Genomic DNA, 18889 nt, shown 5'->3' on the forward strand with positions numbered 1-18889 from the left:
TCAAGCCATAACGAAAAACAAATTTTCACGTTTTCAAACTATTCCAAGTCCAAAGATTTTCCAGTTCCTTTGCCTATTGCCTTTTTGGACCTAAAATTGTCAATGAAACCAACACCAATCAAAAAGTCTATTTTCACCGCATGAAATTTATCTCTTGGGTAATTTTTAGTTTGACTATCCTCCTATACCTAAGTGTGTTGGTGTCCCCGGTGAATTTCCCATATGCAGGTTTATTGCCATTTTTGATACCTGGGTTTTTGCTTATTAACCTTTTTTTATTTCTCATTTTAGGTTTTTCTCTAAAAAAATCGGCTTTTATCCCACTTGCTGCCCTACTATTTGGCTATAAATTTTTTCTTATCACCTACCAATATAATCTAACAGAAGAGAATTCTCCGGGATTAAAAGTATTGACCTACAATGCCCATTTGTTTGATTACAAAAGAAGAACCACAGGCGAATTTGACCCAAATATTTTCACCTGGCTAAAGGATCATCCGGCGGAGATAAAAGTATTCCAGGAGTTTTATCAGGATAATACTTCAGCTACTAAAGACGCCCTAAAGATCCTGAGCAAGGACGGAGAATATGAGTACAGCTATCATCCAAACGAGGGAAATCAATCAAGAAGATCCGTGGGGATGGCAATTTTTTCTAAATACCCCATAGTCAATGAGGGGGTTGTATTTGATGCAAAGTACTCGAATGGAGCAATTTTCGCAGATATCCGAGTAAACTCAGATACAATCCGTGTGTACAATACTCACTTGGAATCCATGGCAATTCAAGCGGAAGCTTTGGATAATTATGAACAAGCAAAGGCAGTTTACAGAAAGACTTTAGGGAAACTCCATCGGGGCAGCTTAGCGAGGGCCGAACAATTGGAAATTCTTTTTGAGCACTTGAGTAATAGTCCCCATCCCGTGATTGTGATGGGAGATTTTAATGAAATCCCCTATTCCTACGCCTATTTCAGGTTAAGTCAAAAGCTGGAAAATGCTTTTGAATTAGCGGGAAAAGGCTTTGGATTTACCTATAACCGAGTTCTTTTCTTCCTTAGAATTGATCACATTTTTGCGGATCCTTCTTTGAAACCGGTTTATTTTCATACGCACCGGGAAGTGGATTACTCTGATCACTACCCTGTTTCAGCGACTTTTACTTGGGATGGGATGAATTGATTTTTGAGATTTTAATCTTGGATTGCCAGACTTTTTTGAGCGGAAAAAGCAAAACAGGAAGTAGAAACACATCAGCTAGCCAGGCAAAAATCAGGGAAAAGCTAATCAGTAAACCGGTAAAGTGAACCACCCCAAATTGGCTGAAAATCAAGACAGAAAATCCAGCTACCAAAATCAGGGAAGTCAGAAAAATCGCTCTTCCAGCTTCCAAAAAGGTTCTTTTTATGGCATAAATAAAATCCTTGCTTTGGCTTAATTCTGATTTCAGTTTGGCCATAAAATGAATGGTATCATCCACCGCAATCCCAAAAGCGACAGTAAATAAAATAGCAGTAGTCAGCTTGAAATCAATCCCCAACAAAGCCATCATCCCCAGCATCCATAGTAAGGGAATCATATTGGGAATCAAAAGGATAAATGAAATCCTCCAAGACTTAAATAATATCCCAGCAATCAGACCAACCAACAAAAACGCCACTCCAAGCCCTTTTGCCAATTGCCAAGTGACTGATTCATGACCTTGATCAATCAAGTATCCCGTTCCTGTCCACTTGACTTTTACTAATTCAGGATCTAGTTCTTTTTCAGCAAAGTCAATTATTTCTTGCCGTTTAAAACCCATTTCATAGCTTCCAAAATCGGCAGTTCGTCCTGAAATCCTTCCGGATTTTAAGTCCTGCGAAATAACCTGATTGCCTCCCAACCTATCCAATTGTCCAAAAAACCTGGTCATTCGCTGATATTGACCTAGAGAAGGCAAAGAAAAAGCTTTTGGGTTTCCCTGATTTTGGGCTTGATTCAGAGTCTTCACCAAACTCAAAGGGGAAATCAATTCTCCATTCTCAAAAACCTCCTGAATTTTCTTTTCAAGCTTATCTAATGACTCCAGTACTTTTCTATCCAATAAATTCGAGGCTTTTGGTCCGACTTCTAAGGCCAATTCCAAAGGATTCGATCCCCCAAATTGGGCATCGAAATACTTAAAATCTTGTTGAATGGGATGAGAAAGTGGAAGATTATCCAATAGAAAACCATTGATTTTAAGTTGGCTACTTGCCCAAATACACAGGATACTAACCAAAAGAAATCCTGAAACGATGGTTCTTTTGCTTTTCAAAATCCATGAAAACCAGGTATGAAAAATTGATATTGGAATGCTTTTAGATTGGGAACCAGAAATCTTGATCGAAAAGAGATAACAGAAACCAGGAGTGAAAAGTAGAATAGCTAAAAAGACCACAAAAATCCCAAGCCCTGTTCCTAAACCAAATTCTTTCAAAGCCGGAATAGAAGTGAAATAAAGGGAAATAAACCCAAAAGAAGTGGTAACCATAGTCAAGGCGACCGCTGGAGTTAATTGGGTAAAAGTCTGCCTTACTGCCTCTTCTTGAGGAATATTTTTTCGGAGATTTTGAATCAGGTGTGTGAAATAATGGACTAAAGCACTTAGCCCAACAATCAAAAATAAAGTAGGCTGCATCACGGACATGATATCCAGGGCTTTCCCGCTATATAGAATCATCGCAAAGGCCCAAAGTATTGCAATGCAAAGGACTAAAATCGGAATTCCAACTCCCCAGAAAGACCTGAAAACAAGAAGCAACATCACCAAAATGAGCAGGAAGGAAATCCCCAAGAAAATCCCAAACTCAGCCTGCATCAGTTCTACAAAATCCTTTTGGGTTTGGATTTTTCCAGCCAAAGCTTTGGGAATCAAATCATTTTCGGCAAATACATGCTGAATCTGCTGATATACTTTATCTCCTTCCTCCTTGGTCAGTTGGGGGGAGTTTTTTATCAAAAACAAAAAGGAATCCCCGTCCTTAGAAATCAGGGAAGATTGAAATTGCTCAAGTTTAGGCTCACTAGTTTGAAGATTTTGAGGACTTTTCCAATCCAACACCTTCTCAAATCTTAGCCCAAAAGGACTGATCAGCGGAAGCTTCAAATCCAAAATGGAAATGATTGTATCAATTCCTTCAATCTCCTGAATTGAATTTTGCGCTCTATAGCTTTTTTCCAAAAAGGCTGAATCCTGCCAATCGCCAGCTGGATTAGAAATAGCCACTAAAACATAATCATTATCACTTCCAAACTTGGACTCATAGTCTTGATAAAAAGACAAATTTTCATCGTCGGTTGGGAAAAATTGTTCGAAGTCATAATTGAATCTGGGCTGAGGAGGAAAAATCAGAATCAAGGCAGTCAGCACCCAACCCAACCAAAAAAATATTAATGCCTTTTTTCTAGAAAACATTCAGGAGCAAAGTTTTGAGAAAATTGATGTCAGTTTTTAAAGTAGCAAAGTCCTTTTTTTGTTTCCAAGTTTTGCCCAAACCCTTAACTTGGCACCCAATAATAAATTCGAAGACCATGCAGCAATATCACGATTTGATGAGGAGAATCCTGAATGAGGGGGTAAAAAAAACTGACCGGACCGGTACAGGCACCATCAGTATTTTTGGACATCAGATGCGATTCAACCTTGCCGATGGCTTTCCGGTAGTTACTACCAAAAAACTACACCTTAGATCCATTATCATTGAATTGCTTTGGTTTTTGAGGGGAGAATCCAATATCAAATGGTTGAAAGAAAATGGAGTATCCATTTGGGATGAATGGGCTGATGAAAACGGAGATTTAGGTCCGGTCTATGGATACCAGTGGAGACATTGGCCAGATGGGAAAGGTGGAGAAATCGACCAGATCAAAAACCTGATTCATCAGATCAAAACCAAACCCGATAGCCGAAGACATATCGTAAGCGCCTGGAATGTAGCTGATGTGGACCACATGGCCTTGCCTCCTTGCCATACTATTTTCCAATTTTATGTGGCAGATGGGAAGCTTTCCTGCCAGCTCTATCAGCGAAGTGCAGATGTCTTTTTAGGAGTTCCTTTCAATATTGCCTCCTATGCCCTATTCACCATGATGGTGGCTCAGGTTTGTGATCTTGAACCAGGAGAATTTGTACACACCTTCGGAGATGCACATTTGTATTCTAATCATCTTGAGCAAGCAGAATTGCAGTTAAGCCGGGATATCCGTCCACTTCCAACCATGAAAATCAATCCAGAAGTGAAGGATATTTTTGAATTTAAATATGAGGACTTTGAATTAGTGGGCTACGATCCACATCCTCATATCAAGGCAGCTGTGGCGGTTTAAGAAAACAGATATTTGAAATCAGATATTTAAAAAAAGCCCCGGATTTTCGAAAATCCGGGGCTTTTTCCATTTAATCGCCTAACTCATATTTGAGTGTTTTTCCTTTTTCAACCGCAGGAAGTCCTTCGCTCATCCAAAGTGGTGTTGGAGCACCTTTCAAGTAATGGTCAAAGAACTGACTTAATCGGACTGAAAGATCCTTGGCATTTTTTCTTTGGGTCAAGTTATGATCCTCTCCATTATACTGAAGTAACCATGCCGGTTTGTTCAAACGCTTCAAGGCCATAAACATTTCGATTCCCTGATACCATGGAACAGCGCCGTCTTCGTCGTTATGCATGATCAATACTGGAGTCTGCACACGATCCATCATGAACAGTGGAGAATTTTCTAAATAGTACAAAGGTTTGTCCCAAAGCGTCCCTCCTATTCTGGATTGGGTTTGTTCGTATTGGAACATGCGGCTCATACCGGTTCCCCAACGGATTCCACCATATGCAGAAGTCATATTGACCACAGGAGCTCCTGCCCCGGCAGCTTTAAACATATTGGTTTGGGTGATTAGGTAGGCGACCTGATATCCGCCCCAGCTTTGTCCTTGGATCGCCATATTTTCGGTATCCACTCCGCCTTTGGCAATCACTGCCTGAACACCAGGAATGATACAATCATAGGCACTAGGTCCTGGAAGGCCCATTTCGTATTTGATATCAGGAACAAATACCAAGTAATCATTACTTACAAAATATGGAATATTGATAGTCGATCTACTTGGAGCAGGAGCTCGGTAATTGTGATAGGTATCGCTATTTCTTTCATAGAAATAGACCATCATCGGGTATTTTTTAGAAGGATCAAATCCTTCAGGTTTGAATAAAAGCCCCTGAAGTGGATCTCCATGAAGGGTTAAATACGAAACCAATTCCACACTTCCCCACTTGATGTTGGCTTGCTGAGGATTGAGATTTGAAGCCTTTTGTAAAGACTTGAAATTAAGGTCAGTCAGGTAAACATCAGGGTTATCCTGATAGGTACTTCTTCTTACCAAAACCTGATTTGACTCCTTCGCCTTTAGCAATCCACTGTAATTATGTGCAGTCATCAGGAGTTGCTTTGGAGCGGACTTTCCATCGAGGGATCCCATGTAAAAGCCATTGTCCTTGGTCACTTCATTAAAGGCTGATAACAAGAACGGAGCTTTTGGATCTATTGCTCGTTCTTCAAAATCCAATGTTTCTCTTCTGAAAGTAATCGCATTCTTTCTTCCTTCGCCCTGAGTCAAATTGATGGCCGCTGAAGGATTTTTAGGATCAATTTTCCAAATATCATATCGGTCATTAATCAGAATTGCCTGGTCTCCAGCCATCCATCCTACTGCTCCATAACTTCCCGGAAGAGAAGGGGAATCATGTAATTCTTCGTAAAAAGGAATAGGCAAAGCTTTGGTAAGATTGATTTTTGACTTAGCCTTCAAATCATAGGCAACCCAAGAACTATCTCTTCCATCGTACCAATAGGCATAGTTAGCTTCCGGGGATAGTCTGGCAAAGCCTGAGGCATTTTTCTCAATCAAGGTCTTTTGACCCGTAGAGAAATCCACCCAGTACAGATCTCTACCAATTTGAATGTCCCAGGAATAACTTCTTCTGTAAGGAGCATCGGTCCAGGCCAGAGCAATGTTTTTGGTGATTTTATTTTCCAAGACCAAATTATCCACTTCAGGAGTAGTCAATTGGGTGATCTGACCTGAGGAAAGATCAAGGACAGACCAATAAGTTTTCTTTTCCTCTTGAGATTTGTTTTTCAACTGCATGGGCTGAATCTCATCATCCTGCCATCCCCAAATATCCAGTGAAACTCTTTCCTCATCCAGAATTGTGGTATCCTCTGCGTAGGCGTAATCTTTATAATCCTGAGCTACCCCAAAAAATAGCTTATTTTCATCTTCTGAAAATCTGATATTTCCATCCGGACTGATTCTGCCTTGATTGAATTTCAAATCAGTTTTTTCAAGCTTTTTGGAGATGGCTCCTGACTTTACATCATAGAGGTAAAGCGAGTGCACTGGCTTTTTTGCCTTTAGAGAATCATCTGTAGCAATTAGCGCAAGATTGGAAGACTGAGGAGAAAAGGTCAAATCTGAATACGTGGTCATTTTTTCCAAGACCAGTTTGCTTTCTCCAGAGGAAAGATTCAGAACAAACACTGCACTGTTATCTAAAGTGTCTTCCTCAGCTAAAGTGTATTGGAAATAATCCCCGTTAGGAGCAAATGAATAGGATTTCACTCTGTCAAATTCCCAGGATTTACTTCCATCCAAAGAGCGAACCAACAACTTGGTTCCATCGGTCTTTTTCGGCTTTTCAGCTTTTTTCGTAGAGTCAGCAGGATCTGGTTTTTGAGGAAGTTCCTTTTCAAAATGAATGGCAATCCAGCTGCCTTTTTCGGTAGGAATCCCAAAGGATTTTACCCTTGGAAGCTTTTCCATCGCTCCTGAAGCCAGATTGAAAATGAACAAACTATCCTTAGGCAGATCGTCATTTTTCTTTTTCTTCAATTTCAAAACCCGGACAGAATCCTTCTGAGGGACAATTTTACCAACCAAAAATGCATCGTCTGGAGTAAAACTTACCGCAGAGGCTCTCGAAATAACCGTCTTTTGATCTGGATTTTTATAGGGAAAAACCTCAAACCTTCCATCCCCATCCTGAGGCGAAATCTGGTATCCTACAAACAAGCCATTTTTAGTGATTTTGGCTGAAGAAAGACTCTCCCATCCATCGTAGTCCGCATGGGTTAAGGATCTTTTTTGCTGTCCAACGGCAATCTGAACGACAAGAAGAACCCAAAGCCCCAAACCTATTTTCTTTCGATTCATTTTTTATTGATTTAATGTAAACTCTCTTTCATAATACCCCCCTCTGGTTGAGGAAAGCTTGATTTTTCCTTTAACCGGCTCACTTCCTTCAACTTTAACTTTGAAAGTCGCTGACTTCTTTTCACCTATTCCGGTGTAGCCAGCATAGATTGTCTTATCGTAAAGTTCCGGGGAGGTTATTTTCACCTTGGCATTTTCATATCCCTTGGTCAGTTCCTTTTCAAAGTCCAAACTCACCCGATCTTCCTGAACGATTTTGACAAGTTTAGCCTGTTCCAAAGCCACTGGGAGCTTACCTGTATTGGACCACTCTAAAGTGACTTCAAATTCACCATTGGTAATTTTCTTCACCTTGAGATCAGAAATGTTCAATTGAGGAAGCATTTTAGCCATGGCTAGATTAAACTGAGCCTGCTTTTTCGCCCAGTTTTCCAATTGCCAGGTTGGGCCATTTTGACCAAAAAACTTAGGATGAAATCCTCCAATTTCAACTTCCCCTAAAACTGGATGTGTAAATGGAGTCCAGACTTTAAAGCCCTTGCTTTCATTTGCCTCATCATCCCACATCAGTCCGTCGTAATCATCATAGATTCCATCCCCGTCATAATCTTTCATGGCACCATTGTTCCATAGCTCATCCCCATACCAGATACTTCCATAATAGAAATAGCCAAAATCAGGTCCATGCCCAAAAAGAGGTTCAGGCTTTAAAGGATCCCCAGTCATTGAATTGACTTTATATCGTGTGGCGTAGGTCTCATACACGTCTCCAGCCCAAGGATAATTGGTAAAAGAGAGTCCTAACTCATCGATCTCCTTATAAATCGCCAAATCTTCTGGATACATTCTTTCTTCGGATTTAGAGGTAGACGGTGGTCTCAAGTGCATGGGCACACGAGTATCCATAGAGTTGGCCACAGAAATATTGGGATGGCTCAAAACCCAAAGAGCAGTGTGACGAGTTTCGATTTCACTCAAGGGATACTCACCCGCACCAAATTGCGTGTATCCTCTCCCTGTCAAGTCGCCTCCGGTATTCGGTCTCCAGTTTTCAGGGTAATTTCTATGAAGATCCAATCCTCCGATTCCATCTTCGTTGTAGCTTCCGTCAACATCGTTATCGATGCCTTCAGTATACATCAGGTATTCCCCTTTTCCGGGAAAAGTCCTTTTCATTAGCCTTCCTTTTGGATCTCGAGAATCAATGATAAAGTTGGCTTTTTCTTTTTCTTCTGGGGTTACCGCCTTTTTACGCATTTGATAGATTACTCCATCCCCATCCATATCTTCTTCCGGATCTTCATCTAGCAAACCATCCCGATCCGTATCATCTGGTTTTACTGTACTTCGGTTTCTTTGCTCAGTAAAAAGATAAAGGTTGGAGCCATCAGGATTATTCTGCGGACGCAGGTAGATGGCTTTTGAGTCAATCAAGGCAGTGATTTCGGCATCTTTTCCATAGTTTTCCAACAGATGCTGGGTCAACCAAAGTATAGATTCACTGGATGTAATTTCTCCTGAATGCCTTCCCCCTTCAAAATAAGCAGCAGGCTTATTGGTATCTTTCCCAGTCTTTTTATTCGTAATTGTCATTTGGTAAATCGGGCGACCTTCATAAGATTCTCCAACAACATACAAATCCACAATATCTAGGAATTGCTGAGCCCACTTTTCATACCAGTGATACATGACATCCACGGTGTGGTATTTATCAAAAGTCAGTTTTTCCTGAGGAGTGTATTCTACTTCCGGGAATTCAAATTTTCTGAAAAAGGAAGGTCCGTGCCTCTCTCCTGAGACTGTATGAAATTTCAGTTTGGGATTTTTCTCGGGAAAAAGCTTTTCCGCTTGGAAAGGTTTCACCTGGCTTAGGGCCGATCCTGCCACAAGGCAAAATGCAGGAATGAGAATCAAATTTTTCATGATTTTACTAGGTTGGGAGGCTAAAAATAGAAATTGAAGCCATTGCCCTACCAACCGCTCAAAAAAAAAGACCGATTACTCGGTCTGTTATTTTTTGATGATCAATTCAAATTGCGTGGGGCTGTATGATGAAAAACCCGGGACTGGCTTACAGGATGGCAACTTCCTTATGACGTAATCCAAACGTTCGTGAAGGCCCTTATCCACTTCACTCAGGATTTTGAATCCAGATACTTCCCCTTTGGAATTGACTTGAAGCAAAACGGAAACTTCTTCAATAGCCTGACTTTTCTTTGTCCTGAATAAAAAAGGAGAATAGCTATCAATCATGTCTAGAGTATACTCCGGCCAAACCCAATGAGAATTCAGGCTTTTTGCCAATTTTTCCTCAACAATAGTCAAAGGCTCAAAATTCAATTCTTCCTTTAATGAGATTTCTGTTCCTTCATTCGACTCATTTAATTTATTAATCACCAAATGATTATAAGTTACAGAAAAAGCTGAAGCAGAAAATACTTCATTGTTTTGCTGAGCAATTGCAGCATGGTTTTCAACTGGGAAAGAAGAAAACAAAATCAAAATGGAGGAGAAAAGTAGTTTCATGACTAGTAGCATAACAATGCGAAAGTATAACAATTAGACAATAAAAAAAACTTCAAATACATTTTTTTGCATTTTATATTAAAATTTTTCCAATAAAAAAGTCTTGCCAGCAGCAAGACCCTTTTCAGAATATAAACCCAAATATAACTTTAGAGATTAAAAGTTTTCTTTTGAATATCAATTATTTGCCTTAAATCCAAAACTCAACTGAATTGATATGTCTTGAAGAAAAAAACAAAATAATTAATTGAAACTTCCTATCAGTGCCAAAGTAAATGGATTTTACTAATAATTACAAATTGAAAAAATAATTTTGCAATATTTTGAACAATCTCTAATTTACCACGACTTTCATTAAAAATCATCTAAATCCTCTCAAGGAAAATGGACAAAATTTTAGATATCGACAACATAGACCTAAAAATCATCTCTCTTTTAAACGAGGACGCCAAAACTCCTTATACCGAAATTGCGAAAAAGGTATTTGTTTCTTCGGGCACAGTGCATGTGCGAATGAAGAAGCTTGAAGACATGGGAATAGTTAAAAGCGCCACATTAAATATAGACTTTTCAAAATTGGGCTATGACATCTCTGCTTTCTTGGGAATTTATTTAGAAAAGAGCTCCCTTTATGATAATGTGATTGAAAAGTTGAAAGAAATCCCAGAAGTGGTAAGTGCATACTATACCACCGGTAACTATTCGATTTTTGCAAAAATCATTTGTCGAGATACCAACCATTTAAGATTAGTTCTTGACAGCATTCAAAAAGTAGATGGAATTGACAGAACAGAAACTTTGATTGTATTGGAGGAGAGTATCAACAGACCAATACAATTCTTCGATAAAGAGAAATAAGTCTATTTAGATTAAATCTAGATTAATAAAAAGAAGCTTTGCCTCTTCCAAAAAATCAAATGCCCGAAAATTATCGGGCATTTTTATTTTTTCTAAAACCCCTGATTTTTGAGCCAAATTCAAACAAAATCAATACATATAGGAAATACCCTATAGATTTTTCAAATGACATCGAACATTATTTTTTGAGAATATGTTATACCTTCGCATCAAAATGTAATTAGTCTAAATAACTCGGCACATGAGCAAAGACAATCAAATCTTAGAAGAACTCACCTCTAAAGAATATGAGCATGGTTGGTCGGTCAATTACGAGGCCGATGAAGCACCTGCTGGATTAAACGAAGACATCATCCGTTGGATTTCTGCAAAGAAAGAAGAACCGGAATGGTTGCTCGAATGGAGATTGAAGGCTTTTAGGACTTGGATGAATATGCCTGAGCCTGAATGGGCTAATGTCACATACCCAAAGATCGACCTGCAAGCATTAAAATATTACTCTGCCCCTAAGCAGATCAAAAAAACAAAAAGCCTAGAGGAAGTAGATCCCGAATTGATCGCCATATACGAGCGTTTGGGAATTTCTTTGAATGAGCAAAAAAGACTTCAGGGAATTGCAGTAGATGCAGTATTAGACTCTGTGTCCGTTGCTACGACTTTTAAAGGTACTCTAGCGAAATTAGGAATTGTATTTTGTTCGTTCAGTGAGGCAGTAAAGGAACACCCAGAACTAGTGAAAAAGTATCTTGGTTCTGTTGTGCCTATGACCGACAATTACTACGCTGCGCTAAACTCAGCTGTATTTTCTGATGGATCTTTTTGCTATATCCCAAAGGGAGTCAGATGCCCAATGGAGCTTTCTACCTATTTCAGAATTAATGCCGCAAACACCGGTCAGTTTGAAAGAACCTTGATCGTTGCTGAAGAGTCTTCTTATGTTTCTTATTTGGAGGGTTGTACAGCTCCTCAGCGTGATGAAAATCAGCTTCACGCTGCAGTTGTAGAAATTTATGCGGCTGCACATGCAGAAGTTAAGTATTCAACTGTTCAAAACTGGTTTCCAGGTGATAAAGAAGGTAAAGGCGGTATCTATAACTTCGTAACAAAAAGAGGAATTTGTGCCGGTGACCACTCTAAGATTTCTTGGACTCAGGTTGAAACTGGTTCTGCCGTGACTTGGAAATACCCTTCTTGTATATTAAAAGGAGACTATTCTATCGGTGAATTCTACTCCGTTGCTGTGACCAACAATTACCAGCAAGCGGATACAGGTACAAAAATGATTCACATTGGTAAAAACACCAAGTCAAGAATTGTATCCAAAGGTATCTCTGCCGGAAAATCCCAAAACTCTTACAGAGGTCAAGTACAAGTGATGAAGCGTGCTGATAACGCTAGAAACTTCTCACAGTGCGACTCTTTGTTGATGGGCGATCAATGTGGAGCACATACTTTCCCATATATCGATATCAATAACCCTTCCGCCAAGGTGGAACACGAAGCCACAACTTCAAAAATTGGAGAAGATCAGATTTTCTATTGCAACCAAAGAGGAATAGCTACTGAAGATGCAGTGGCCTTGATCGTAAATGGTTATGCAAAAGAAGTCTTGAATCAGCTTCCAATGGAATTTGCGGTGGAAGCTCAAAAGCTTCTTGCCCTTACCCTTGAAGGCTCTGTTGGTTAATCCGATTGGAAAATTGGAAAGTTAAAATTGAAAATTTAGAATCATGTTAAGCATAAAAAATCTACACGCCTCAGTGGAAGGTACTCCTATTCTAAGAGGCATCAATCTGGAAGTAAAAGCCGGTGAGGTTCACGCAATCATGGGACCAAATGGCTCAGGAAAATCTACTCTAGCTTCTGTTCTTGCCGGTCGTGAAGAATACGAGGTAACTGACGGGGAGGTAATTTTCCAAGGAAAAGATTTATTGGATTTAGCTCCTGAAGATCGCGCAAGAGAAGGTGTTTTCCTTGCTTTCCAATATCCAGTTGAAATCCCTGGGGTTTCTTCTACCAACTTCCTTAGAACTGCCTTGAACCAGGTAAGAGAATATAGAGGCTTGGAGCCTTTGGATGCGGTTAAATTTCTTTCTCTGATGAAAGAGAAAATGGCTTTGGTGGAAATTGATCAAAAATTATTGAGCAGATCCCTGAATGAAGGTTTTTCCGGAGGGGAAAAGAAGCGAAACGAGATTTTCCAGATGGCGATGTTAGAGCCAACCCTTTCCATTTTGGATGAAACTGATTCAGGTTTGGATATTGACGCTTTGAGAATTGTATCCAATGGCGTAAACAAATTGAAGTCTGATAAGACAGCTACCATTGTGGTAACCCACTACCAGAGATTGCTGGATTATATTGTTCCGGATTACGTTCACGTCCTTTATAAAGGAAGAATTGTAAAGTCCGGCACCAAAGAACTCGCTCTAGAGCTTGAAGAAAAAGGCTACGACTGGATAAAAGAAGAAGTTGACTCTGCAACTGTCTGAAATCAAAACCTAAAACCATGAGTACCTTGACCCAACAAGATACATTTCAAGCTTTTCTTGCAGCATCTCCTTCCAATTTTCCTTCGGTAAGAACAACCGGGAAGGAAAGTTTTATTTCCCAAGGTCTTCCTGCAGTAAAAGCTGAAGAATATAAATTCACCAACATCACCAAGAAGTTAGAATCTTCGATTCAAAACTTCTCCCCTGCCCTTCCTTTAGCTGTTTCAGCAGAGCAAGTGAAATCAGCCCTGATTGAAGGATTTGAAGGTGACGTTTTGGTATTTTCTAACGGCAGTTTTGTCCCTGAGCTTTCTTCAAAAATTGAAGGAGTTGAGGTTTCTTTATTGTCTGGTAAAGAAGATACTGCTCTTGGAAGCATCGCCAAACCTAATAAAGATGTTTTCGCAGCATTGAATCAGGCTTCTTTCCAAGATGGAATCTTTATTTCAGTTCCTAAAAAAGCTCAGATCGAGAAACCTATTCTTTTGCTTTCCTTCAATGGAGCAAATGCTGGCCAAGTAGTTCAACCTAGAGTTTGGATTCAAGTTGGAGATTTTGCTGAAGTGACTTTTCTAGATCAAAGCGTTTCTTTGGGTGAGCAAAGTTATTTCTTGAACAAAGTCGTAGAAATTAAAGGTGGAATCAATTCCCAAATCAATTATTACCGAATTCAAAACGAAGGAAAAAACTGTGTTGAAGTAAGTAATATCGAGACAGACATTCAGAAAGACGCAAAGTTCACTTCTGTCAACCTATCCCTTTCTGGAGATATGGTTAGAAACAACCTGAGCTTAAATCTTTTGGGAAGCAACTCCGAGGGAAATATGTATGGTATCTATTTGTTGAATGGCAAAAGCCACGTAGACAACCATACTAATGTGGATCATACTATCCCTCACGCAGAATCCAATGAATTGTATAAAGGTATTTTGGCAGATCAAAGCCGAGGAGTTTTCAACGGAAAAATCTTTGTTCGTCAGGATGCTCAAAAAACCAATGCATTCCAGCAAAACAACAATATTCTCCTTTCTGAGGATGCCATCGTCAACACCAAACCTCAATTGGAAATTTGGGCAGACGATGTAAAATGCTCTCACGGATGTACAGTGGGTCAATTGGATGAAGAGGCTCTTTTCTACCTTCAAGCTAGAGGAATCGATAAGCTTACAGCCAAAGGTCTTTTGCTTTATGCTTTTGCAGGGGAAGTTTTGGAGAAAATTGAGGAAGAAAGCTTCCGAAACTACGCTGTCGGCCTGATTCAGGATCGCTTGGGAAGTAAATTTTAATCCCACATGAGTTTAAATATAGACCAAATCAGGGGCTTGTTTCCTGTGCTTCATCAAGAAGTACACGGCAAGCCCCTGATTTATTTTGATAATGCTGCTACTACCCAAAAGCCTCTGGCAGTAATTGAGGCCTTGACGAAATATTATGAGTTTGACAACTCAAATATTCACAGGGGAGCTCATGCCTTGGCTGATCGGGCCACTCGGTATTACGAGGAGACTCGGGAGGCTGTGCGGGAATTCATCCACGCCAAGGAAGCTGCAGAGATCATTTTTACTAAGGGAACTACCGAAAGCATCAATCTGGTCGCCAAGACTTTTGGCTCAAAATTCATTGGAAAAGGGGATGAAATTATCATCTCGACAATGGAACATCATTCGAATATTGTTCCTTGGCAAATGCTCTGTGAAGAAAAAGGAGCAATTCTTAGAGTAATTCCAATTAATGAGGCTGGAGAAATTCTTTACGAAGAATTCGAAAAATTGCTTTCTCCAAAAACCAAATTGGTCAGTATTGTCCACGCATCCAATGCCCTTGGGACAATCAATCCTGTGAAAAAAGTGATTGACGCGGCGCATTCATTTGGGGCAAAAGTCCTTTTGGATGGGGCGCAATCTACCTCTCATTTGGAAATTAATGTCCAGGATTTGAATTGTGATTTCATGGCCTTTTCTGCCCACAAGCTCTATGGTCCTACCGGTCTTGGAGTTTTGTATGGAAAAAGAGAAGTCCTGGAATCTATGCCTCCGTTTTTAGGGGGAGGGGAAATGATCAAAGAGGTGACTTTTGAGAAAACCACCTACAACGAAATCCCATTTAAATTTGAGGCGGGCACACCAAATATCGCAGATGTGATTGCCTTCAAAGCTGCTTTGGACTTTATCAAGGATCTCACAAAACCGGAGATAAAAGCGCACGAAGATTCACTTTTAGCCTATGCCAAAGAATTGACAAAAGACATAAAAGGCTTTATTCCCGTTGGAACTGCGAAAGAAAAAGTATCCGTTTTATCGTTCAATATCAACGGAATGCATCCCTTCGATGTGGGGCAAATGTTGGATGCCAAAGGCATTGCCGTGAGGACAGGCCACCATTGTACTCAACCTTTGATGAAACGTTTTGGGATTGAGGGAACTGTCAGAGCCTCTTTTGCGGTTTACAATACCAAATCAGAAATTGAAAAATTAGCTGAGGGTGTGGCCCAGATAGCAAGATTTAAAAATAAATGAGCGCGATAAAAGATATTCAGGAGGAGATTATTTCAGAATTTGAAATCCTGGGAGATGATAAAGAGTCTACCATTTTCTATATCATGGAACTCGGAAACAATCTTGAGGCTTTTCCTGAATCAGAAAAAACAGAACAAAACATCATCAAAGGCTGTCAGTCCAAAGTTTGGTTGATTGCAGATGATCAGGATGGAAAAGTCCACTATCAGGCAGATTCCAATACGGACATCACCAAAGGTCTGATTTCCCTTTTGATTCGGGTTTTAAACAATCGTACTCCTCAGGAGATTATCCATGCTGAACTTAATTTTATTGATAAGATAGGCATGGGAAGTATCATCGGAAGCCAAAGATCAAACGGTCTGGCAGCCATGATCAAACAAATGAAATTGTATGCTCTAGCTTTTCAAACCAAGCAAAATGCCTGAAATGGAAGCTAAAAACGAAACAATAAGCGCAAGCCAAGTGGAAAATTTAAGGGATAAAGTAGTCACGGCGATCAAGCAGGTCTATGACCCTGAAATCCCCGTGGACGTCTACGAGTTGGGGCTGATTTACGAAATCACCGTTTATCCAGTCAACAACGTTTACGTTCAGATGACATTGACTTCACCCAATTGCCCTTCAGCGGAGTTTATTCCTTCTGAAGTGAAGGATAAAATCCAGCAGATCCAAGGAGTGAACAATGTGGAAGTCGAAGTGACTTTTGATCCCCCTTATTCTCAAGACATGATGTCAGAGGCTGCGAAACTTGAACTAGGATTTCTCTAAACCAGTAAATAAAAAATCAACAATATGTATCCTGAAGAATTAATTGCGCCCATGAGGGCTGAACTTTCAAATGTAGGATTCCAGGAATTCAGAACTGCAGAGCAAGTTGCTGAGCATTTGGGTCCAAATCATAAAGGAACCACTTTTGTCGTGGTAAATTCTGTTTGTGGATGTGCGGCAGGTGCTGCAAGACCGGGTGTAAAATATGCCTTGGAAAATGCTGCCAAAAAGCCAAGCACGCTTGCTACGGTTTTCGCAGGAAATGACCGTGACGCAGTGGCAAAAGTGAGAGAATTGGTACTTCCTTATCCTCCATCCTCTCCAGCTATGGCCTTATTCAAAGACGGAGAATTGGTACACTTTATTGAAAGACATCACATCGAAGGAAGAAACGCCAAAATGATCGGTGATCATTTGGTTGAAGTATTCGAACATTTCTGTGAATAAAATAAGCCCCTCGGGGCTTTTTTATTTCTTTGGAGCAAAGCTAAAACCAGCCAAAGAAAATTCCCTGAACACGGTGATTTCAAAACCTTTATTTTCAACTCTTTATAAATACCAATAATCCTTTCTTTTACTCTTAAATAATTATCGTATTCCTTATGGAATAAAATCCCTAAAAAATGGGCGATTTTATTAACTTAAGGCCGATTTTAGAGTTTTCAACTTAATAGAAATCCAAACTAACGATATATGTCTGACTCCGCCAAGCTGTCCTACAACGGACAAGAATTTGAATTCCCGGTTATTATCGGTACAGAAAACGAACCTGCTATAGACATTGCAAAACTTAGAAGCGAAACTGGTCTAATCACCCTAGATTCCGGCTTCAAAAACACAGGTTCAACTACTAGTTCAATCACATTTTTAGATGGAGAATTGGGAATTCTTCGATACAGAGGCTACAGAATTGAAGACTTAGCTGAAAAGTCTAGTTTCATCGAGGTTGCCTACCTTTTGATCTATGGTGAATTGCCTACTCAGACTCAATACGAAGACTTCACAAAGGAAATTACTTACCATACTTTGGTACATGAAGATATCAAGAAGATTTTGGATGGTTTCCCTTCCAATGCTCACCCAATGGGCGTTCTTTCTTCTTTGATTTGTTCTCTTTCTGCTTTCTATCCGGATTCTTTGAATCCAAACAGAAGTGCTGATGACATCAACCTAAGCATCATTCGACTCATTGCAAAAATGCCAACTTTTGCTGCTTGGGCATATAAAAACAAAATGGGGCATCCAGTGAATTATCCAGATAACTCACTCGACTATTGCTCCAACTTCCTAAAAATGATGTTTGCTCTTCCTGCAGAGCGATATGAAGTAGATCCAGTAGTTTCTAAGGCATTGGATTCTTTGTTGATTCTTCATGCAGATCACGAGCAAAACTGCTCCACTTCTACTGTAAGAATTGTAGGATCTTCTCAAGCTTCAATCTATGCGTCAATTTCCGCAGGTATCAATGCACTTTGGGGACCGCTTCATGGTGGTGCAAACCAGTCTGTGATTGAGATGCTTGAAGCGATTAAAGCCGATGGTGGAGATGCTAAGAAATACTTGGACAAAGCCAAAGACAAAAACGATCCATTCAGATTGATGGGCTTTGGTCATAGAGTTTACAAGAACTTTGACCCAAGAGCAAAAATCATCAAGAAAGCTGCTGATGACGTTTTGGCTAAACTAGGTGTAAAAGATCCTGTCTTGGATATCGCCAAGGAATTGGAATATGCTGCACTAAATGACCAATATTTTGTAGATAGAAAGCTTTATCCAAACGTGGATTTCTACTCAGGTATCATCTACCGTGCTTTGGGTATTCCTACCGATATGTTCACCGTAATGTTTGCCTTGGGACGTCTCCCAGGTTGGATTGCTCAGTGGAAAGAAATGAGAGAAAACGGAGAACCAATTGGCCGTCCTCGTCAGGTCTACACTGGAGCTACAGAAAGAGATTACGTTAGCATGAACAGACGTTAAATCTATTCTTGAAATAAATTCAAAGGCCAGCCAAAAGCTGGCCTTTTTTATTCCCAAGCTATTTTTTAATCCCCAAAATGATACAATATTTGGAAACTGAAAATACCCAAGCCAGTTTACCATGAAACCAACAACATTAGAGGAGGCAGTTGCGCTAACCCAAAAATTCACCACAAGACCTAGCAATGAAGAATTACTCAGACTTTATGGCTTATACAAACAAGCCACTGAGGGAGACAATGAAGAAGAAAGACCTGGTGGATTTGATTTTAAAGCTGCCGCAAAATATAACGCTTGGCTAATGCTAAAAGGAAAATCTAAGGAAGAATCAACAGCAGCTTATCTTGATTTAGTAGATGAATTGTCGAAAAAATACATGTAAATAAAAAAGGAGAGCAATGCTCTCCTTTTTATTTTTAATGAAGGATATTTTTTCAAGGTCAAACCTTTACCACCGTAAATTTTTAGAAATTAAATCGCCCTCCTGACTGGAAATAAGGGCTTTTGGTTATTACACCT

The 18889-nt window shown here is 39.8% G+C and carries 16 protein-coding genes; 12 read left to right on the forward strand and 4 right to left on the reverse strand.

Annotation, left to right across the window (positions count from 1 at the left end; translation table 11 throughout):
* Positions 1 to 140: 140 nt before the first annotated feature.
* A complete protein-coding gene (locus DFQ04_RS07290; protein ID WP_133554155.1) occupies positions 141 to 1181 on the forward strand; it encodes an endonuclease/exonuclease/phosphatase family protein in 1041 nt (346 codons plus the stop codon).
* On the opposite strand, the gene DFQ04_RS07295 is transcribed toward DFQ04_RS07290, so the two are convergent.
* The gene (locus tag DFQ04_RS07295; protein WP_133554157.1) at positions 1159 to 3438 is read right to left on the reverse strand and encodes an efflux RND transporter permease subunit; all 2280 of its coding nucleotides are present in this window, start codon (positions 3436 to 3438) and stop codon (positions 1159 to 1161) included. The two genes, DFQ04_RS07290 and DFQ04_RS07295, sit on opposite strands and share 23 nt — an antisense overlap.
* Before the next feature lie 116 nt (positions 3439 to 3554).
* Here DFQ04_RS07295 and DFQ04_RS07300 point away from each other — a divergent pair, with 116 nt between their 5' ends.
* Entirely contained in the window at positions 3555 to 4349 is a 795-nt protein-coding gene (locus DFQ04_RS07300) for a thymidylate synthase (protein WP_133554159.1), read from the forward strand.
* Between the two features lie 70 nt (positions 4350 to 4419).
* Here DFQ04_RS07300 and DFQ04_RS07305 read toward each other — a convergent pair whose 3' ends face one another.
* The 3 genes from DFQ04_RS07305 to DFQ04_RS07315 all read right to left on the reverse strand — a co-directional run bounded on the left by DFQ04_RS07305 (position 4420) and on the right by DFQ04_RS07315 (position 9753).
* On the reverse strand, positions 4420 to 7227 hold the full coding sequence (locus DFQ04_RS07305; RefSeq protein WP_133554161.1) for an alpha/beta hydrolase family protein: 2808 nt from the start codon (positions 7225 to 7227) through the stop codon (positions 4420 to 4422).
* Between the two features lie 3 nt (positions 7228 to 7230).
* The gene (locus tag DFQ04_RS07310) at positions 7231 to 9150 is read right to left on the reverse strand and encodes a M14 family metallopeptidase (protein ID WP_133554163.1); all 1920 of its coding nucleotides are present in this window, start codon (positions 9148 to 9150) and stop codon (positions 7231 to 7233) included.
* An 87-nt stretch (positions 9151 to 9237) separates the two neighbouring features.
* A complete protein-coding gene (locus tag DFQ04_RS07315; RefSeq protein WP_133554165.1) occupies positions 9238 to 9753 on the reverse strand; it encodes a hypothetical protein in 516 nt (171 codons plus the stop codon).
* 384 nt (positions 9754 to 10137) lie between these two features.
* Here DFQ04_RS07315 and DFQ04_RS07320 point away from each other — a divergent pair, with 384 nt between their 5' ends.
* The 10 genes from DFQ04_RS07320 (at position 10138) to DFQ04_RS07365 (ending at position 18752) form a co-directional block, all read left to right on the forward strand.
* Positions 10138 to 10611, forward strand: coding sequence for an Lrp/AsnC ligand binding domain-containing protein (locus DFQ04_RS07320; protein WP_133554167.1), 474 nt, complete (start codon positions 10138 to 10140; stop codon positions 10609 to 10611).
* 241 nt (positions 10612 to 10852) lie between these two features.
* Positions 10853 to 12298 (forward strand): Fe-S cluster assembly protein SufB, encoded by a 1446-nt coding sequence (gene sufB, locus DFQ04_RS07325; protein ID WP_133554169.1) that lies wholly within the window; start codon positions 10853 to 10855, stop codon positions 12296 to 12298.
* 43 nt (positions 12299 to 12341) lie between these two features.
* On the forward strand, positions 12342 to 13103 hold the full coding sequence (gene sufC / locus DFQ04_RS07330) for a Fe-S cluster assembly ATPase SufC (protein ID WP_133554171.1): 762 nt from the start codon (positions 12342 to 12344) through the stop codon (positions 13101 to 13103).
* A gap of 17 nt (positions 13104 to 13120) precedes the next feature.
* Positions 13121 to 14389, forward strand: coding sequence for a Fe-S cluster assembly protein SufD (gene sufD, locus DFQ04_RS07335; protein ID WP_133554173.1), 1269 nt, complete (start codon positions 13121 to 13123; stop codon positions 14387 to 14389).
* 6 nt (positions 14390 to 14395) lie between these two features.
* On the forward strand, positions 14396 to 15619 hold the full coding sequence (locus tag DFQ04_RS07340; RefSeq protein ID WP_133554175.1) for a cysteine desulfurase: 1224 nt from the start codon (positions 14396 to 14398) through the stop codon (positions 15617 to 15619).
* Positions 15616 to 16047: a SufE family protein gene (locus DFQ04_RS07345; protein ID WP_133554177.1), complete on the forward strand. Its 432-nt coding sequence runs from the start codon at positions 15616 to 15618 to the stop codon at positions 16045 to 16047. Before DFQ04_RS07340 ends, DFQ04_RS07345 begins: the two co-directional genes overlap by 4 nt.
* A 1-nt stretch (position 16048) precedes the next feature.
* Positions 16049 to 16390 carry a DUF59 domain-containing protein gene (locus tag DFQ04_RS07350; RefSeq protein ID WP_133554403.1) on the forward strand — a complete coding sequence of 114 codons (342 nt, stop codon included), beginning with the start codon at positions 16049 to 16051 and terminating at the stop codon, positions 16388 to 16390.
* 24 nt (positions 16391 to 16414) lie between these two features.
* A complete protein-coding gene (locus tag DFQ04_RS07355; protein ID WP_133554179.1) occupies positions 16415 to 16837 on the forward strand; it encodes a BrxA/BrxB family bacilliredoxin in 423 nt (140 codons plus the stop codon).
* Between the two features lie 246 nt (positions 16838 to 17083).
* Positions 17084 to 18370 carry a citrate synthase gene (locus tag DFQ04_RS07360; protein WP_133554181.1) on the forward strand — a complete coding sequence of 429 codons (1287 nt, stop codon included), beginning with the start codon at positions 17084 to 17086 and terminating at the stop codon, positions 18368 to 18370.
* Between the two features lie 121 nt (positions 18371 to 18491).
* Entirely contained in the window at positions 18492 to 18752 is a 261-nt protein-coding gene (locus DFQ04_RS07365; RefSeq protein ID WP_133554183.1) for an acyl-CoA-binding protein, read from the forward strand.
* Positions 18753 to 18889: the final 137 nt, after the last annotated feature.

The sequence above is a fragment of the Algoriphagus boseongensis genome (genome assembly GCF_004362805.1).
Classification (GTDB): domain Bacteria; phylum Bacteroidota; class Bacteroidia; order Cytophagales; family Cyclobacteriaceae; genus Algoriphagus; species Algoriphagus boseongensis.

What these genes read in the sequence shown, in the direction of transcription:
- sufC (WP_133554171.1), top strand. Translation starts at nt 12,342, where the DNA reads ATGTTAAGCATAAAAAATCTACACGCCTCAGTGGAAGGTACTCCTATT.
- DFQ04_RS07345 (WP_133554177.1), top strand. Translation starts at nt 15,616, where the DNA reads ATGAGCGCGATAAAAGATATTCAGGAGGAGATTATTTCAGAATTTGAA.
- DFQ04_RS07360 (WP_133554181.1), top strand. Translation starts at nt 17,084, where the DNA reads ATGTCTGACTCCGCCAAGCTGTCCTACAACGGACAAGAATTTGAATTC.
- DFQ04_RS07305 (WP_133554161.1), bottom strand. Translation starts at nt 7,227, where the DNA reads ATGAATCGAAAGAAAATAGGTTTGGGGCTTTGGGTTCTTCTTGTCGTT.
- sufB (WP_133554169.1), top strand. Translation starts at nt 10,853, where the DNA reads ATGAGCAAAGACAATCAAATCTTAGAAGAACTCACCTCTAAAGAATAT.
- DFQ04_RS07310 (WP_133554163.1), bottom strand. Translation starts at nt 9,150, where the DNA reads ATGAAAAATTTGATTCTCATTCCTGCATTTTGCCTTGTGGCAGGATCG.
- DFQ04_RS07315 (WP_133554165.1), bottom strand. Translation starts at nt 9,753, where the DNA reads ATGAAACTACTTTTCTCCTCCATTTTGATTTTGTTTTCTTCTTTCCCA.
- DFQ04_RS07300 (WP_133554159.1), top strand. Translation starts at nt 3,555, where the DNA reads ATGCAGCAATATCACGATTTGATGAGGAGAATCCTGAATGAGGGGGTA.
- sufD (WP_133554173.1), top strand. Translation starts at nt 13,121, where the DNA reads ATGAGTACCTTGACCCAACAAGATACATTTCAAGCTTTTCTTGCAGCA.
- DFQ04_RS07355 (WP_133554179.1), top strand. Translation starts at nt 16,415, where the DNA reads ATGTATCCTGAAGAATTAATTGCGCCCATGAGGGCTGAACTTTCAAAT.
- DFQ04_RS07290 (WP_133554155.1), top strand. Translation starts at nt 141, where the DNA reads ATGAAATTTATCTCTTGGGTAATTTTTAGTTTGACTATCCTCCTATAC.
- DFQ04_RS07295 (WP_133554157.1), bottom strand. Translation starts at nt 3,438, where the DNA reads ATGTTTTCTAGAAAAAAGGCATTAATATTTTTTTGGTTGGGTTGGGTG.
- DFQ04_RS07365 (WP_133554183.1), top strand. Translation starts at nt 18,492, where the DNA reads ATGAAACCAACAACATTAGAGGAGGCAGTTGCGCTAACCCAAAAATTC.
- DFQ04_RS07320 (WP_133554167.1), top strand. Translation starts at nt 10,138, where the DNA reads ATGGACAAAATTTTAGATATCGACAACATAGACCTAAAAATCATCTCT.
- DFQ04_RS07340 (WP_133554175.1), top strand. Translation starts at nt 14,396, where the DNA reads ATGAGTTTAAATATAGACCAAATCAGGGGCTTGTTTCCTGTGCTTCAT.
- DFQ04_RS07350 (WP_133554403.1), top strand. Translation starts at nt 16,049, where the DNA reads ATGGAAGCTAAAAACGAAACAATAAGCGCAAGCCAAGTGGAAAATTTA.